Source organism: Methylorubrum populi, from assembly GCA_036946625.1.
Lineage (GTDB): Bacteria > Pseudomonadota > Alphaproteobacteria > Rhizobiales > Beijerinckiaceae > Methylobacterium > Methylobacterium populi_C.
On sequence record JAQIIU010000002.1, the window covers coordinates 256899 to 272631 of the forward strand.

Consider the following 15733-nt stretch of genomic DNA (forward strand, 5'->3'; position numbering starts at 1 on the left):
CGTCGCGATATGAAAAAGGGCCGGCGTTTTCGCCGGCCCTTTTTCGTTCGTTCGTTTGGTTGGGCTCGGGGCGATGCCGGTCGATACGGCATCCGCTTCATCGCTCCGGTCCCTCCTCCGTCATCGCGAGGCGAAGCAATCCAGTCCGCGCCCTGTCCGGAGATGTCGCGCCCCTGGATCGCTCCGCTCGCGATGACGGCGTGTGGCAAGAGGCGTGACGACGCTCCGGCCGAAGCGGCTCAGGGGTGCCAGGGCTCGGCCGGCGCCGCCTCGTCCGAGGCCTCCTGCCCGTCGAGCTGGGCCTGGATCGCGCGCAATGCCTCCTGCACGCCCTGGCCCGAGGCCGCCGAGAGCACGAGCGGCTTGCCGCCGGCCGCCCGCTTCAGCCGGGCGAGCTGCTGCTTGAGGGTCTCGGGATCGAGCGCGTCGGCCTTGGACAAAGCCACGACCTCCGGCTTGGCCGCGAGATCCTCGCCATAGGCTTCGAGTTCGCGCCGCACCAGCTTGTAGGCCTTGCCGGCGTGCTCGCTGGTGCCCTCCACGAGGTGGAGCAGCACCCGGCAGCGCTCGACATGGGCGAGGAACTTGTCGCCGAGGCCGACGCCCTCGTGCGCGCCCTCGATCAGGCCGGGAATGTCGGCGAGCACGAACTCGCGGGCGTCCGAGCGCACCACGCCGAGGCCCGGATGCAATGTGGTGAAGGGATAGTCGGCGATCTTCGGCTTGGCGGCGGTGACGGTCGCCAGGAAGGTCGACTTGCCGGCGTTGGGCAGCCCGACGAGGCCGGCATCGGCGATGAGCTTGAGGCGCAGCCACAGCCACATCTCCTGGCCCGCCTGGCCGGGATTGGCGTGGCGCGGGGCGCGGTTGGTCGAGGTGGTGAAGTAGGCGTTGCCGAAGCCGCCGTTGCCGCCCTTGGCGAGCCGCACCCGCTGGCCGACCTCGGTCATGTCGGCGATCATCGTCTCGCCGTCCTCGGCGAAGACCTGCGTGCCGGCGGGCACGGCGAGCACCGCGTCGTCGCCCTTGGCGCCGTGGCAGTTCGAGCCCATGCCATGCTCGCCCTTGCGCGCCTTGAAGTGCTGGCGGTAGCGGTAGTCGATCAGGGTGTTGAGGCCCTGCACGCACTCGATCCAGACATCGCCGCCCCGGCCGCCGTCGCCGCCGTTGGGCCCGCCGAACTCGATGAACTTCTCCCGCCGGAACGAGACGCAGCCGGGACCGCCGTCGCCGGAGCGGACGTAGACCTTGGCTTCGTCGAGGAATTTCACGGTGCTTCTCTCAGGTTCGGGACACGGTTGGGCGGTCACCGCGATGGGCGATGATCCCGATCATCGCCCATCGCCCGCGCGGCGGCGGTCGTCCGCCGGACGCAGGCAGTCCGACCACCGGTCGGGCTGCCTGCACCTCTCTTAACTCTCCGTGCGACGGCACTGGCCGTCGAGGTTGAGGTATTTGATGCTGCGCAGACCCGCCTCGAACCAACCGCCACTGTCCGGCCGGCGCCCGTTGGCGCCGCCGTCGCCGTAGAGGTTGATCTGGATCGCTCCGTCCGGCGAGCGCAGGGTCGGCGCTTCGCCGGTCCGGTCGTAGGTCCAGGTCGGCCGCTCGTCGAACAGGGTCTGCGATCCGTCCGCCTCCCGCTGGAACAACTGGCCGTATTCGGTTCCGCCCCCCGGAGGCCCGGCGAAGTAGAACCCGACCTTCGGCGTGCGGCCCGCGAAATTGTAGAACTCGCAGTAGAGGCGGGTTTCTCCCGAAGGTTTGGGCGCGGGCGCCGCCACGGGTTCGATCGGCGCGGGCGACACCTCGCGGGTGATCGCGACGATCAAAGCACCCAGCGCCACCGCTGTCAGACTCGCGCCGAGGCCGGCGAGCAGGCGTGTCCTCATGTCGAGCGTGCCTCCGATGCGCTCCCGCGTTGGTCGAGCCATCCCGACCGGTCGAGGCGGAAGAGGTGGCAGGGAACCTCACGCCCCCGCGCCTCGAAGAAGCGGGGTGCCTCCCCGGTCAGGTGGAACCCGCTCTTCTCCAGCACGCGCCGCGAGCCCTCGTTCCCGGCCATCGCGGACGAGGCCAGGGCCTGGCCGCCCGCATAGGCGAAATAGGCGTCGATCAGCGCTGACGTTGCCTCCGTCATCAGCCCGGCGCCCCAGTACGGCTGCCCGAGCCAGTAGCCGAGGGTGGGGCCGGCCGAGCGGTTCTCGACCGAGACGATGCCGATCAGATGACCGGGGCTCGCCCGGCGGCAGAGTGCCATCACCAGGGCCTCCCCGGCGGTGTTGAGGGCCCGGGAACGGAGGACGAATTCCTCCGCCCGATGCAGGGGCAGCGGCGTCGGAATGCGCGCCATCCACTCCGCCACCGCCGGATCGCCCGCGAGCCGCGACACGGCTTCGGCGTCGCGGGCCGTGGGCCAGCGCAGCCAGAGCCGCCGGGTCTCGATGCGGAAGACGTCGTCGCGGGTGAGGTCGGGGAACATGGCGTCCGCTCAGAATGTCGGCGCCGCGGGCGCCGTCCGGGACGACGAAGGGGGAGGATGGTGCCCCATCCTCCCCCGTGTTCCGATCCGCCGGGCTTCCCTGGAGGAGCCTTGCGCGACCGTCCGCCGGTTCGGTGCAGGACACCGGCGGGACGCTCGCTTCGTCGTCAGCGACAAGCCGTCCGCCGTTACTCCGCGGCCTGGGCCAGCGGGACCACGGTTACGAACGCGCGGCCGCGCCGGGTCTCGAACTGCACCTTGCCCTCGATCAGGGCGAACAGGGTGTGGTCCTTGCCCATGCCGACATTGGTGCCGGGGTGCCACTTCGTGCCGCGCTGGCGCACGATGATGTTGCCCGGAATGACGGCTTCGGAGCCGAACTTCTTGACGCCGAGGCGCCGGCCGGCGGAGTCGCGGCCGTTGCGGGACGAGCCGCCTGCTTTTTTGTGTGCCATGGGATTGCTCCGGAATTCTTTTCAGATCTGCGTTCGAGGCTTGCGGCCAGCCTTACTCGGCGGCGGCCGGGGCGGACTCGGCGGCCTTCCGGGCCTTGCGCGGCTCGGCCTTCGAGGACTTGCCGCCGGCGCTGATCTCGGTGATGCGCACGACCGTGAAGTCCTGGCGGTGACCCCGGCGGCGGCGCGAGTTCTGGCGGCGGCGCTTCTTGAAGGCGATGACCTTCCGCGTGCGGCCGTGCTGGACGATCTCGCCGGTGACGCCGATGCCCGACAGCAGCGGGGCGCCGACCTGGGTGGACTCGCCGTCACCGAACAGCAGCACGTCGCCGAAGGTGACGGAGGCGCCGGCCTCGCCCTCGAGGGTGGCCACGGTGATGACGTCGTTGGCGGCGACGCGGTACTGCTTGCCGCCGGTCTTGATGACTGCGAACATCGTTGTCTCTCGTGTTCTCTGCCGGCCTCCGGCGCCATCGGCGCCTGGGCCGTCTTCTTGTTCAGGTCATCCGCGCGGGGTCGGGCTTGGCCGTGAGCTGCGCGAACGCGAAACGCGCGGACTTCGTCGAGGAAGCCGCGCGGTGCCGGCCGGATAGTCGGTGACGGCCGTTGTGTCAATCCGCGTGGCCGCGCTGCCGGCCGGCCGGGGACGGTCGGGCCTCGGTCATGACGGCATCGACCAGAGCCGGATCGCGGTCGATCACCGCCAGCAGCACCCGCGTCGCCGGATCGGGCACATGTCGTCCCTGATCCCAGTTCTGGACCGTATCGAGTTCGAAGCCGAAGCGGACGGCGAAGTCAGCCTGGGACAGGTTGAGGCGGCTGCGGATCGCCTTCGTATCGACATCGGGCACCATCAACGGCTTCGCTTCGACACCGAGCGAGTGGAACCGGACGACCAACTCTTCCGGCGTTTCACTCCGAAGGCGGATTGCGACGGCTTCACCATCCGCAATCCGATTCAGGATGGCATGCGACCGCTTCAGCGACAGGCCGTGCGCGTTCAACAGGCGTGCCAGATCGATGGGCCGGTCAATCTCACCGGTCATCTTCAGGCGAAGACGGATGGGGGAACCGGAAGGGGCGCTGTCGGCGACCGCGTGTGCGCCCCGTCGTGCGAGTGCCTCCTTCAACGACAAGCCCTTGGACATCGGCTTCCACCATCATCTTCCGGGCGACCGTGTTGAGCCCGTGCCGGCCGAGGGCGCCGGGCCGCAGTCCCTGGATGTGCGCGTTCTCGACCACGAGGATCCCGGCGCGGATGCCGACGTCCCCGATCCGTTCGAAGCTGCCGACCGGGGTCGAGACGGCAATGAGCATGACGTCACGATCGACGGACGAGATCTCGATTTCGACGCTTTCGATCGTCCGCAGATACGCTTCACGCGTATGGATTGGAAGGGTTCACGACAAAATCCTACCGCTTCGTCAGCCCGCCGAGCACGTTGCGCAGGATCGCGTCGCCCACCTCCGTGCCGACCTTGCGCGCCATCGAGCGGGCGGCGTTGCCGATGACCTGCTCGGCGAGGCTCGGCGGCGGGCGGCGGGTGCGGCCCTTGCCGTTGCCCTTGCCGTTGCCCTTGGGCGCCGCCTCTTCGCCGCCTCCAAAAATGCCGCCGAGCCAGCCGCCCAGCATGCCCGGGAGCTCGCCCTCGCTCCGGCCCGCCGCCTCCGCCGGGGCCGCATCCAGATGCTTGCGCTTGGCCAGCATCTCGTAGGCGCTCTCGTTGTCGACCGCCTCGTCGTATTTTCCGCGCAACGGGCTTTTGGCGATGAGTTCGGCGCGCTCCGCCGGCGTCAGCGGCCCGACCCGCCCCTGCGGCGGGGCGATCAGCGCCCGCTCGACCACGGAGGGCGTGCCCTTGGCCTCCAGAAAACTCACCAGCGCCTCGCCGACGGCGAGTTCGGTGATCGCCGATGCGACGTCGAAGCCGGGGTTCCGGCGAAACGTCTCGGCGGCGGCGCGTACGGCGCGCTGGTCACGCGGGGTGAAGGCGCGCAGGGCGTGCTGCACCCGGTTGCCGAGCTGGCCGAGCACGGTCTCCGGCACGTCCAGCGGGTTCTGCGTCACGAAGTAGACCCCGACGCCCTTCGAGCGGATCAGGCGCACCACCTGCTCCACCGCGTCGAGGAGGGCCTTGGGCGCGTCGTCGAACAGCAGGTGCGCCTCGTCGAAGAAGAACACGAGCTTCGGCTTGTCGAGGTCGCCCACTTCGGGGAGCTGCTCGAACAGCTCGGAGAGCATCCAGAGCAGGAACGAGGCGTAGAGGCGCGGCCGCTGCATCAGCCGGTCAGCGGCCAGGATGTTGACGTAACCCCTGCCCTCCCGGTCGGTGCGCATGAAATCGTGGAGGTCGAGCGCCGGCTCGCCGAGAAACGCGTCCGCGCCCTGGTTCTCCAGCACGAGGAGCGCGCGCTGGATCGCGCCGATCGAGGCGGCCGAGACGTTGCCGTAGGTGGCCGACAGCGCCTTGGCGTTCTCCGACAGGAAGGTCAGGAGCGCGCGCAGGTCCTTGAGGTCGATCAGCGGCCACTGGTTCTCGTCGGCCACGCGGAAGGCGATGTTGAGCACGCCCTCCTGCGTGTCGTTGAGATCGAGGAGACGGGCGAGCAGCAGCGGGCCCATCTCGGTCACCGTGCAGCGGATCGGGTGGCCCTGCTCGCCGAACAGGTCCCAGAACATCGTGGGGAAGCGGTCGGGCTCGTACGCGATTCCGAGTTCTTCCGCCCGCTTGACGAAATGCGGCTTCGCCTCGCCCGCGGCGGCCAACCCGGAAAGATCGCCCTTGATGTCGGCGGCGAAGACCGGAACGCCCGCGTTGGAAAACCCTTCCGCCAGCACCTGCAGCGTCACGGTCTTGCCGGTGCCGGTGGCGCCCGCCACGAGGCCGTGGCGGTTGGCGAGCCGCAGCGCCAGCACCTCGGGCTTCGGCTGCGGCCCCGTGCTCCGGCCGACCAGAATCGTTTCCCCGTTCGCCGCCATCCCGCCGTTCCTCGCTCGAACCGTGACCGTTGTGGCTGACAGGGTATGGCGCCCCGTGCGCCCGATCCAGCGCCTCGGGCGGCGGCGGCCCTTGATTTCGCCGCCGCCGCGTCGGACAGACGAAAAACCTGCCAGAGAGGAAGCATTTCATGGACGAGCTGATTACCCGCGTCACCAACCGCACGGGCCTCGACGCGGCGACCGCCAAGACCGCGATCGGTCACATCCTGGCCTTCCTGCAGAAGGAGGGGCCGGCGACCGAGGTGAGCCAGTTGCTGGCCGCGCTTCCGGGCTCCGAGGCGGCGATCGCCGAGGCTGATGCCGGGGAAGGCGGCGGGCTGACGGGCATGCTCGGCGGCATGATGGGCGGCGGCGTGATGGCGCTCGGTCAGAAGCTGATCTCGGCCGGCGTGCCGATGAACCAGATGCAGCCGCTCGGCCAGGAACTCTTCGCCTACGGCCGCGAGACCGCCGGCGAGGACGTGATGGGCCCGATCGTCGGCTCGATTCCCGGCCTGAACCAGTTCGTCTGAGACGGCAGGATCATCGGATAAGCCGTTGCGATCGTTAGCCGGTTTTCATTCGCCGGCTAGCAGGGGAGCTTTGCGCGGAGCCTGGCCACGGCTTCGCGCAAGTCTCTGTCAAAGCAGGAAGATTTCCGTCATAAAAGCGTGCGGCCTTCGTGATGTTGTCGCCGCGCAAGAGGACGCATCGCGCGGCCTCCGCCGCGACGGGATCGTGTCGACCATGCTGCCGAATTTTTCCCCGCGCGAGGCCACGGCGGCGTGGAAGGCCGGCTGGGAGACCAAGGTCCAGGCCCCCTTCGCACGCTTCCGCCAGACCTTCGAGGGCGGCGACCTCGCCCTGGCCGGCGGCGCGCCGATCCTCCTGAAATCCCGGGCGAAGCGGGTGCTGCCGGAGCCGGGGCTCGATCCCAGCCTCGGCCGGATCGGCTCGCTCGAAGTGCGCCTCGCCACCACCAGGTCGGAGATCCGCCGGGCCCAGCGCCTGCGCTTCGGCGTGTTCTACGAGGAGATGTCGGCGGTGCCCTCCGGCCTCGCCGCGCTCAAGCGCCGGGACATCGACGCCTACGACACGGTCTGCGACCACCTCCTGGTGATCGACCACGCCGCGACGGAAGCCAAACCGTTCCGCAAGGCCCGGCCGAAGGTGGTCGGCACCTACCGGCTGCTGCGCCAGGACCGGGCGGAATCGCATTTCGGCTTCTACTCGGCCGGCGAGTACGACCTCGCACCGCTGCTGGAGCGCCATCCCGGCAAGCGCTTCCTCGAACTCGGCCGCTCCTGCGTGCTCAAGCCCTACCGCACCAAGCGCACGGTCGAGCTCCTTTGGCACGGCATCTGGACCTACGTCCTGCATCACCGCATCGACGCGATGCTCGGCTGCGCCAGCCTGGAAGGCACCGATCCGGACCGTCTGGCCCTGCCTCTGAGCTTCCTCCACCACCATGCCCGCGCCCCCGAGGCGTGGCGCGCCCGCGCCCTGCCGGAGCGCTACGTGGCGATGGACCGGCTGTCCAAGGAAGCCGTCGATCCGAAGGCGGCGCTGATGGCGCTGCCGCCGCTGGTGAAGGGCTATCTGAGGGTCGGCGCGACCTTCGGCGACGGGGCGGTGGTGGACCGCCAGTTCGGGACCACCGACGTGCTCGTGGTGCTGCCGGTCTCAGGCATCGCGGCCCGCTACATCGGCCATTTCGGCGCGGGTGCGGATCGGCACGCCGCCTGACCCGGGCGGGTTGCGGGGGAAGGGCGAAGCCTGCTCAGGCAGGCCCCCTCGACCCTCCCACGCCGCACGAAGGCCATGTCCACCGTCTCCACCCGCGACCGTCTGTCCGCGATGGCCGCCGCGATCACCTGCGTGGCGGTGGTCGGCACGGGGCTCGGCCTGTCGATCCCGCTGCTGTCGCTGGAGATGGAGCGGATGGGGGCGTCGAGCGTCGTCATCGGCCTCAACACGGCGCTGGCCGGGTTCGCGGCGATTCTCACGGTGCCGTTCGTGCCGCGGCTCGCCGCCCGCGTCGGCGTGGTGCGCCTGCTGATCCTGGCGATCGTGCTCGGCGGCCTGTGCCTCACCGCCTTCAGGCTGTTTCCCCACCTCGTCCTGTGGTTCCCCTTACGCTTCGTCTTCTCGACGACGATGGGCGTGCTGTTCGTCCTGTCCGAGTTCTGGATCAACGATGCGGCCCCGCCCGGCCGGCGCGGGCTGGTGATGGGCGTCTACGCCACGGTGCTGGCGATCGGCTTCGCCGTCGGGCCGACGCTGCTGACGCTGATCGGCACGCAGGGCCTCGCGCCGTATCTGGCCGGCTCCGCCCTGTTCTTCCTCGGGCTCACGCCCCTCGTTCTCGCCCGCAACCTCTCGCCCTCCCTCGGGCAAGATCGGGGCGCCGGGATCGTCGCCTATCTGCGCCTCGCGCCGCTGGCGGTGCTGGCCGCCGCCCTCTACGGAGCGGTGGAGGCGGGCGCCTTCGCCATCCTGCCGCTCTACGGCTTGCGCATCGGCCTCGACGCACAGGTCGCCGCCGCCTTGGTCAGCGCCGTGGCGCTCGGCAACGTGGTGTTCCAGATCCCCGTCGGCCTGCTCGCCGACCGGGTGGACCGGCGCCTCGTCCTGCTCGGCGGCAGCCTCGCCGGTGCGCTCGGTGCGGCCCTGATCCCCGCCGCCTCCGGCTCGCTGCCGCTGCTGGCCGCCCTGCTCTTCGCCTGGGGCGGCATCGTCGGCACGCTCTACACGGTCGGGCTCGCCCATCTCGGCGCGACCCTGCGGGGGCCGGATCTGGCGGGCGCCAACGCCGCCTTCGTGATGCTCTACAATGCCGGGCTGATGCTCGGGCCGCCCGTGATCGGCGGCGGCATGGACCTGCACCCGCCGCAGGGCTTCGCCGTGGCCCTCGCGGTCCTGTTCGCCGCCTATGCGGTGCCGGTGCTGCGCAGCCTCGCCCGGACGCGGGCCGGCTGACGGATCGGCCGCGCGGGCGAACGGAACGGGACCGCGGGGCCGTCCGTTATCGATATCGAAGCTGCACCGTTCCCCTCTCCCACGACCCGAAGGAGCTGGCCCCATGAGCCTCATCGGACGCATCGTCACCAAGATCCTCGGCACTGACGACCGCGCGGTCGCCCGCGACGACCGCAACGCCGGATCGAGCAGCCCGATCGGCCGCCTCGTCACCAAGATCCTGCGCAAGTAGCCGCCGCATCCGAAAAACCGATCGCGTCAACCTGGGTCCGCAGCCGCGAGGCGGCCTTCCGCTCCGCGGCCAGCGAGATCGGGCGTCGCGCGGGCGCGATGTGCCTCTCCTCCGAGCCGCTGCGCTTCGCGCTCCAAGCGGGGGGCGAAGGGGCGCTCAGCGCCCCGCCACCGCCTCCTGCACCACGCGCTTGACCAGGGGTTCGGCCGGCACGCTCGGCTGCCAGAACCGGCCGCTCCGGGCGGTCTCGTAACCGAACTGGTAGAGACTGCGCATGTAGCCGGTGTCGAAGCCGCGGGCCGCCGTGGTCTGCGGGGCGCTCTCGTCGATGTAGGTCAGGTTGAAGCCGACCCCGTTGCGGTGGGCGAAGGCGTCGGTGGCCACCAGCGACGCGCGCGAGCGGGCGCGGCTCGCGGTGGTGAACGACTTCTCCACGATCGAGAGCGTGTCGTTCTTCGTCACCTCGAATTCGGGCTCCAGCCGCCCGTTGATGACGACGTAGATGTCGGCCTTGCCGGCGTTGCGGAAGCGCCCGTCGCGCACCAGGAAGGATTGCGGCAGGGTGAAGACCGGCGTCACCACCGAGCCGTCGACATGCATCTCCTGGAAGGCGCGCCCCTCCGCCTGCACGTCGAGGAGCTGGGGCGGGAACACCGCCGGGATGCTGGCCGATGCGGTCAGCACGTCGGTGAACAGGGCCACCGCGTTCGGCGCGCCGCTGGCGGCGATGGCGCCCATGTTCCAGATCACCGCGCGCTGGGTGTCGAGGTTGGTCGTCACCACGAGGAGGCGGCGGCCCTTGGCGTGCTCCTCGGCGATGGCCTGGAGCAGGTCCGGCGTGACGTAGCGGGCGATCAGATTGCGCAGCCGACCGTCGCCGAACAGGCCGGAGCCGAACAGCACGTTGGCGAGACTCGGGCTCTGCACCAGGGTTTCGGCGATGCCGCTGGTGTAGATGTCGGTGAGGTAGCCGTCGTAGGCCGGCCCGAGGAAGGCGAAGGGCGCGATCAGCGCCCCCGTCGAGACGCCGGAGACGATGGTGAATTCGGGCCGCTTGCCCGAGGCCGTCCAGCCGTTGAGCACGCCCGCGCCGTAGGCGCCGTCGCCGCCGCCGCCCGAGAGCGCGAGATAGCCGAAGGCCTGGCGCTTCTTCTGCGGGCCCGCGGCCATCGCCACGAAATCGGCGGCGCTGGCATCGGCATAGGCCCGCACCCCGACCATGCCCGGCACCGTGGCCGCATCGGCCTCGGCCTCGGTGTAGCTCGTGCGCGGAAGCGAGGAGCAGGCCGCCGCCTGCCCCGCCAGCGCCGCGGCGAGGAGCAGGCGCGACCAGCGGAAACCCTTTGACATCGACATGACCCGAAAAGCCCGGACGCGTGCTCAAGCTTACACCAAACGAGCTTGGCCGTATTGCGTTCCCGCACGTCGCGCCCGCTCGAACGGTCCGTGGTGCCGCCCGGTCACACCGTGCTTGGGCTCCGCTTCGACGGGCCGGCGCGGCGCGGCGCTCTTGGCAGCGCTCTTGGCAGCGCTCTTGGAAAACCCTGGAGCATCGTCCCGAACGGCGGTTGCCGGCTTTCGGAAAAAAGACGATGCAAAACCGGAAGCCGAGCGCGTCGTCGGGGCGACAGACAGGCCGGACGCCCGTCCGATCTCTCGGATTTGTCATGTGTTCGGGACGGCGCGGCGCCCTAGGATGTGACCGGGAAACCGGAGTTCCCTTCGAGGTTTACCCCTGCCGCCGCAAGGCGGGCCGGGATGCGCGCGGGTGCCGACGTGGGGGCAGCGGCCGGGATCAGGGGAAAGGCGCCCATGCTGAGCGGACCGGCGATCCTGCGGGTTCTTCTGGTGATCGTGGCGGCGGCGGGCATCGCCGGGATCGTCCAGCACGTCTGGCTGCGCGGCCCGGCGCCGAGCCCGGCCGTTTCCGACGCGCCGGCGGCACCGGCCGTGCCGCCGCCCAATCCGGTCCGGGTCGTTCGGCCGTCCGAGCCGGCCCGGCCCGAGCCCCCTGCGCCCGCTCCCGCGGCTCCGGTCCCCGCCGACCCTCCTCCCGTGCCGGCTCCGGCACGGATCGCGCCGCCGGCGCCCTCCCCGCCCACCCGGCCCGCGCCGGACCCGGTCGCCGAGGCGGAGGAGAACGCCCCGCCCGCCGCGGTCGCGCTGATCGATCTCAACACCGCCTCGCTGGCCGAGCTGAACGGGCTCAAGGGCGGCGGCGCCATCGGCCGGACGATCGTCCAGCACCGACCCTACGCCTCGGTCGAGCAGCTCCTGTCGAAGCGCGTCCTCAACCGCGCCACATACCAGCGCATCAAGGATCAGGTGATCGTGCCGTGAGGCCGCGCCCCAGCCGACTGCCCGGAGACACTCGGCGCGAAGCGAAACCGGCGGCGCGCTTTCCGGTTGCCCCATCCTGCGCCGGACCCTGGCATAGCGCGCGCGCAAGCCCTAAACAGGGCGGACGTTTTCCGTAACGCGAGGCCGAGGCCGATCCATGCAGACGACATCCGGCGCACCGATCCTCCGCCGGGATCTGGGTGTCGAGGAGACGACGGAATCCGACAACATCGTCCGCTGGGACGGTGAGCGGCTCTACGTCGAGCAGGACATCTACCACAACGGCCAGCTCGTCCACCGCAAGTACCGGCGCACCATCACCGAGCCGGTCGCCCGCGCCCTGCAGGCGATCATCAAGCGCTCGCAGCAATGAGGCGGGCGGCGCTCGCCCTGCTCGCGCTCTTGCTGGCGCTCCTGGCCGCCTCGCCCGCGGCGGCGCAGGTGCGGGTTAGCTTCGTCGCGCCCGAGCGCTATACCGATGCCGAGAATCGCTTCGGCTCGGGCCTGCCGCTCCGGGTCGTTCTGGGCGAGATGCGCCGCCTGTTCGAGACCCTGGGCGCCCGCTACCTCGCGCCGGGCCAGACCCTCGACGTCGCGGTGCTCGACATCGACCTCGCCGGGCTCGACCGGCCGAATTTCGGCGCGGCGCAGGGCCTGCGGGTGGTGACCGACATCACGCCGCCGCGCCTGCGCCTGCGCTACGCCCTGAAGGAGCGCGGCCGCACGGTGCTGGCGGCGGAGGAGACCGTCACCGACATCAACGTCCTGCTGCGCGCCAATCGCCTCTCCTCGGGGGAGCCGCTGTTCTACGAGCGCGAGGTGCTGCGGGACTGGTTCCAGGCGCGCATCGTGCAGCGCCGGCCGCCACGGGGCTGACCGGTCCCGTCACGCGCGCGATGCCCGCCTCCGTCATGTCCTCGTGGCCACAAGCCGGACCACGCGGAATCCGAAAAAGATGCGGATCGTCCTCGTCGCCAACGCCGCGTCGGGCCGCTTCGCGGACGGGCTGACCCCGGCCGCGATCCGGGAGCGGCGCGGCGCTCGGCATCCTGCCCTTCGGCACCATGAACCTGCTCGCGGTCGTCGACAACGACTGCGCGGAGGGTTTGGGAAAGGTTCTGGAGCGGACCCGGGTCGATGGCGGCGGGTTGACGCTCTACATCGCCCGCCGGCTGCCCCGTGGCGCCTCGCCCGGCTGGCGCTCGGGTTCGGGTTGGGCCGATGGCGCGATCTGCCGGGCCTGGAGCGCCGCTTCGCCGTCTCGGCGCGGCGGCGGGCGCTGCGGGTGATGAACGATGGAGAGATCCGCTTGATCGCCCCGCCCCTGCGCTGCCGCCCGATACCGACCGGCGATGATCCCGCCTCATCGCCGGTCGCCCGCGCGAAGGTGCGGCGGCGGGCGTCCGCCGGACGCAAGGGATACGACCATCGGTCGGCGTCCATGCCGCTTGGTATGATGCCCCGCGCGCTCGCCGTGATCGTGCCGGAGGCGGTCCGGTGAGACGGCTCGCCCACATCTCCGACCTGCATTTCGGCCGCACCGATCCGGCCGTGGTCGAGGGGCTGGCCGCCGAACTGAACCGCGAGCCGCCCGACCTGATCGTGGCGTCGGGCGACTTCACCATGCGGGCGCGGCGCAAGGAATACGCCCAGGCCCGTGCCTTCCTCGACCGGCTCGCCGCGCCCTGGATCGCGGTGCCGGGCAATCACGACATCGCCTATTTCAAGCTGTTCACCCGCTTCTTCCATCCGTTCCGCCGCTACCGGCGCTTCATCGCGCAGGACACCGAGCCGACCTTCCTCGACGACGAGATCGGCGTGGTCTGCCTCAACACGGTGCGGACCTGGGCGCCGGAGACGGACTGGTCTCAAGGAAAGATCACCCGGGCGCAGATCGCCCGCACCGAGGAGCGGCTGGCGGCACTGCCGCCCCACGTCTTCCGGATCGTGGTCGGCCACCATCCCTTCATGCCGCCGCCCTGGGACGCGGAGGCGCGCTTGGTCGGGCGTGCCGACGAGGCGCTCGACGCCTTCCGCCGCCACGGCGTCGGCCTGACGCTCGCCGGCCATCTCCACCGCCACTACAGCCGCTTCGCCGAGGCCCCGGAGACCGGCGCCGAGCCCGACGCGGTCGCCGTCGACCGGGGCACGGCGCGGGCGAGCGGCACGCGGCTGCTCGCGGTGCAGGCGGGCTCGGCCACCTCGACCCGGCTGCGCGGCAACGAGCCCAACGCCTACAACCGCATCGTCGTCGCGGACGGGCAGGCCGCCGTCACCGTGCGGATCTGGACCGGCGCGGCCTTCGAGGATGCGCGGGCGGATGATTCCGTGCCCGCTGTGGCGCAGGAGCGGACAGGCGAGGCGGCGGGGCGCTGACCGTCCGGCCCCTCCCCCTATCCGCTTGACGATCGGGGCAGGACCGTCCGACGCGCTCCCTTGCCCGCAAGGCTGACCGCGAAGGCCACCGCGAGGTTGAGCGCCAGCGCCACCACGCCGATGTTGAGATCCTGCACCGGCCCCGGCAGGCCGGGGAACAGCTTGGCCAGCGTGTAGCCGCCGACCACGGTGACCGCGACCGCGGCGATGCCGGCCAGGATGCCCGCCATCGCCCCGCCGCGGGTGAGCGGGTTGTTCGGCCACAGGCTGAAGAAGAAGGCGGGAAAAAGCTGCGTGACGACCGCGTAGCCGATCAGCAGCAACTGCACGATGGTCTCGCCGCCGTACAGGGTGAAGCCGACGCAGGCGAGCGCCAGCAGCGGCGCGATCGCCTTGGCCAGCCGACCCGTGGAGGCGTCGGTCGCGCCTCGCGCCAGAGGCCGGCAGAGGTTCTGCGCGATCAGGGTCGAGCCCGCGATCAGGATCATCGAACCCGGCACCAGGGCGGTCAGCACGCCGGTGGCGCCGACCACCCCGACGAACCACGGCGGGAAGGTCTGGAGCACGATCCGGAACAGGGCGAGATCGACATCCGCCCCCGTCAGCCCCGGCACCTGCAGCACGGCGGCGAAACCGGCGAAGAACACGAACAGCAGCATCAGTTGGTAGAGCGGCAGGAACACCGCGTTGCGCCGAAAGACCTTCGGGTCGCGGGCGGTGTAGATCGAGGCGAAGATGTGCGGGAACATCCAGCCGCCGAGCGCCGTGAGCAGCGTGGTCGAGGCGAACCACGTCGCGCTCTGGCCCCGCTCCGGCAGGGCGAGGAAGCCGGGCCTGGCGGTGTCGATCGCCGCGAACATCGCACCGATGCCGCCGTAATAGTGATACGGCAGGTAGACGCCCAGGAACACCACGACGAACAGGATCATGACGTCCTTGAGCACGGCGGTCCAGGCCGAGCCGCGCACGCCCGAGACCATGACGTAGACGGTGAGGGTGGCCGCCCCGATCCAGATCGCCGGCGTCGGCGGGATCGCTCCGTAGGAGGCGGTGGCGACGATGATGCCGAGCCCCTTGAGCTGGAGCACCATGTAGGGCACGAGCGCCACGATCCCGACCAGGGCGACCACGATGCCGAGGCTCCGGCTGTCGTAGCGCGCCGCGAAATAATCGGGCTGCGAGAACAGGTTGCGCTCCTTGGCGAAGCGCCAGGCCGGCGGCAGGATCCAGTAGGAGATGACGTAGATCAGCGTCAGGTAGCAGAGGATGTAGTAGGTCGGCCCGCCCTTGCCGTAGGCCCAGCCCGAGCCGCCGAGGAAGGTGAAGGTGGTGTAGATCTCGCCCGCCATCAGCAGGAAGACGAGCAGCGTGCCGAAGCCGCGCTTGCCCACGCTCCACTGCTCCATGTCCATGTCGTGGCCGGACCGCGCCCGCAGGCCGAGACCGAGGGCCGCCACGACGGCGAGCGCGATGACCGGCAGCGCCGCGTTCATCCCCCCGCTCATGGTCCCTCCTCCGGTTCCCGGTTGGCGGGATCGGTGAGGTAGATCAGCCCCATGATCGCCGAGGTCGCGATCGTGCAGCCGACGAGCCACGCCAGCAGCAGCGGCATGCCGAGCACCCATGGCTCGACCCGGTTGAGGACGAACGGCCCGGCCAGCATCCCGAGGAAGGGCAGGGCGGCGAGCCATCGAAGCGGCTTCATCGACGGGCCCTCCCCGGCGATGGCTTGCGGAAACGTCCTCGCGGTCCGGTCATGCGCGCCCCGTCGGTTCGGCGCAGGAGCATGAGGCAGAATCCGCGCCGGGGCGAGGGGATGAATTCCTCTTTTCCGTTCAGGCCGTCTCCCATACGGCATCCGCTTGATGGCTTCGGATTTGCCATCCTCC

The 15733-nt window shown here is 70.6% G+C and carries 19 protein-coding genes and 1 pseudogene; 9 read left to right on the forward strand and 11 right to left on the reverse strand.

The features are described 5' to 3' along the window. Nucleotides 1-239: 239 nt before the first annotated feature. From obgE to PGN25_02900, 8 genes and pseudogenes are all read right to left on the reverse strand, one after another. Nucleotides 240-1271 (reverse strand): GTPase ObgE, encoded by a 1032-nt coding sequence (gene obgE, locus PGN25_02865; GenBank protein ID MEH3116566.1) that lies wholly within the window; start codon nt 1269-1271, stop codon nt 240-242. Between the two features lie 141 nt (nt 1272-1412). Beyond that, on the reverse strand, nt 1413-1892 hold the full coding sequence (locus PGN25_02870) for a hypothetical protein (GenBank protein MEH3116567.1): 480 nt from the start codon (nt 1890-1892) through the stop codon (nt 1413-1415). Then, the gene (locus PGN25_02875) at nt 1889-2482 is read right to left on the reverse strand and encodes a GNAT family N-acetyltransferase (GenBank protein MEH3116568.1); all 594 of its coding nucleotides are present in this window, start codon (nt 2480-2482) and stop codon (nt 1889-1891) included. Before PGN25_02875 ends, PGN25_02870 begins: the two co-directional genes overlap by 4 nt. A gap of 188 nt (nt 2483-2670) precedes the next feature. Next, nucleotides 2671-2937 carry a 50S ribosomal protein L27 gene (gene rpmA / locus PGN25_02880; GenBank protein ID MEH3116569.1) on the reverse strand — a complete coding sequence of 89 codons (267 nt, stop codon included), beginning with the start codon at nt 2935-2937 and terminating at the stop codon, nt 2671-2673. 127 nt (nt 2938-3064) lie between these two features. Next, nucleotides 3065-3373: pseudogene (gene rplU, locus PGN25_02885) on the reverse strand (50S ribosomal protein L21). Between the two features lie 175 nt (nt 3374-3548). Next, a complete protein-coding gene (locus PGN25_02890) occupies nt 3549-3983 on the reverse strand; it encodes a hypothetical protein (GenBank protein ID MEH3116570.1) in 435 nt (144 codons plus the stop codon). Beyond that, entirely contained in the window at nt 3973-4254 is a 282-nt protein-coding gene (locus tag PGN25_02895) for a hypothetical protein (GenBank protein ID MEH3116571.1), read from the reverse strand. The genes PGN25_02890 and PGN25_02895 overlap by 11 nt, the downstream gene beginning before the upstream one ends. A 97-nt stretch (nt 4255-4351) precedes the next feature. Further along, nucleotides 4352-5917, reverse strand: coding sequence for a DUF853 family protein (locus tag PGN25_02900; GenBank protein ID MEH3116572.1), 1566 nt, complete (start codon nt 5915-5917; stop codon nt 4352-4354). Nucleotides 5918-6066: 149 nt separating this feature from the next. On the opposite strand from PGN25_02900, the gene PGN25_02905 reads away from it, so the two are divergent. The 4 genes from PGN25_02905 to PGN25_02920 all read left to right on the forward strand — a co-directional run bounded on the left by PGN25_02905 (nt 6067) and on the right by PGN25_02920 (nt 9128). Beyond that, a complete protein-coding gene (locus PGN25_02905) occupies nt 6067-6450 on the forward strand; it encodes a DUF2267 domain-containing protein (protein MEH3116573.1) in 384 nt (127 codons plus the stop codon). Between the two features lie 214 nt (nt 6451-6664). After that, nucleotides 6665-7663 carry a GNAT family N-acetyltransferase gene (locus tag PGN25_02910; protein MEH3116574.1) on the forward strand — a complete coding sequence of 333 codons (999 nt, stop codon included), beginning with the start codon at nt 6665-6667 and terminating at the stop codon, nt 7661-7663. A gap of 75 nt (nt 7664-7738) precedes the next feature. Then, the gene (locus PGN25_02915; protein MEH3116575.1) at nt 7739-8896 is read left to right on the forward strand and encodes an MFS transporter; all 1158 of its coding nucleotides are present in this window, start codon (nt 7739-7741) and stop codon (nt 8894-8896) included. Nucleotides 8897-8999: 103 nt separating this feature from the next. Continuing rightward, nucleotides 9000-9128, forward strand: coding sequence for a TFIIS helical bundle-like domain containing protein (locus tag PGN25_02920; GenBank protein MEH3116576.1), 129 nt, complete (start codon nt 9000-9002; stop codon nt 9126-9128). Between the two features lie 156 nt (nt 9129-9284). On the opposite strand, the gene PGN25_02925 is transcribed toward PGN25_02920, so the two are convergent. Then, on the reverse strand, nt 9285-10478 hold the full coding sequence (locus PGN25_02925; protein ID MEH3116577.1) for a patatin-like phospholipase family protein: 1194 nt from the start codon (nt 10476-10478) through the stop codon (nt 9285-9287). Between the two features lie 462 nt (nt 10479-10940). On the opposite strand from PGN25_02925, the gene PGN25_02930 reads away from it, so the two are divergent. The 5 genes from PGN25_02930 to PGN25_02950 all read left to right on the forward strand — a co-directional run bounded on the left by PGN25_02930 (nt 10941) and on the right by PGN25_02950 (nt 13844). After that, complete coding sequence (locus tag PGN25_02930; GenBank protein MEH3116578.1) at nt 10941-11468, forward strand: helix-hairpin-helix domain-containing protein; 528 nt, start codon at nt 10941-10943, stop codon at nt 11466-11468. A gap of 157 nt (nt 11469-11625) precedes the next feature. Then, nucleotides 11626-11841 (forward strand): hypothetical protein, encoded by a 216-nt coding sequence (locus tag PGN25_02935; GenBank protein ID MEH3116579.1) that lies wholly within the window; start codon nt 11626-11628, stop codon nt 11839-11841. Next, a complete protein-coding gene (locus PGN25_02940) occupies nt 11838-12344 on the forward strand; it encodes a DUF3016 domain-containing protein (protein MEH3116580.1) in 507 nt (168 codons plus the stop codon). Before PGN25_02935 ends, PGN25_02940 begins: the two co-directional genes overlap by 4 nt. 79 nt (nt 12345-12423) lie before the next feature. Next, nucleotides 12424-12969: a hypothetical protein gene (locus tag PGN25_02945; protein ID MEH3116581.1), complete on the forward strand. Its 546-nt coding sequence runs from the start codon at nt 12424-12426 to the stop codon at nt 12967-12969. Beyond that, nucleotides 12966-13844 carry a metallophosphoesterase gene (locus PGN25_02950; GenBank protein MEH3116582.1) on the forward strand — a complete coding sequence of 293 codons (879 nt, stop codon included), beginning with the start codon at nt 12966-12968 and terminating at the stop codon, nt 13842-13844. Before PGN25_02945 ends, PGN25_02950 begins: the two co-directional genes overlap by 4 nt. Nucleotides 13845-13861: 17 nt before the next feature. Here PGN25_02950 and PGN25_02955 read toward each other — a convergent pair whose 3' ends face one another. Next, on the reverse strand, nt 13862-15337 hold the full coding sequence (locus tag PGN25_02955) for a sodium:solute symporter (GenBank protein MEH3116583.1): 1476 nt from the start codon (nt 15335-15337) through the stop codon (nt 13862-13864). Between the two features lie 8 nt (nt 15338-15345). Then, nucleotides 15346-15549 (reverse strand): DUF3311 domain-containing protein, encoded by a 204-nt coding sequence (locus PGN25_02960; protein ID MEH3116584.1) that lies wholly within the window; start codon nt 15547-15549, stop codon nt 15346-15348. Nucleotides 15550-15733: the final 184 nt, after the last annotated feature.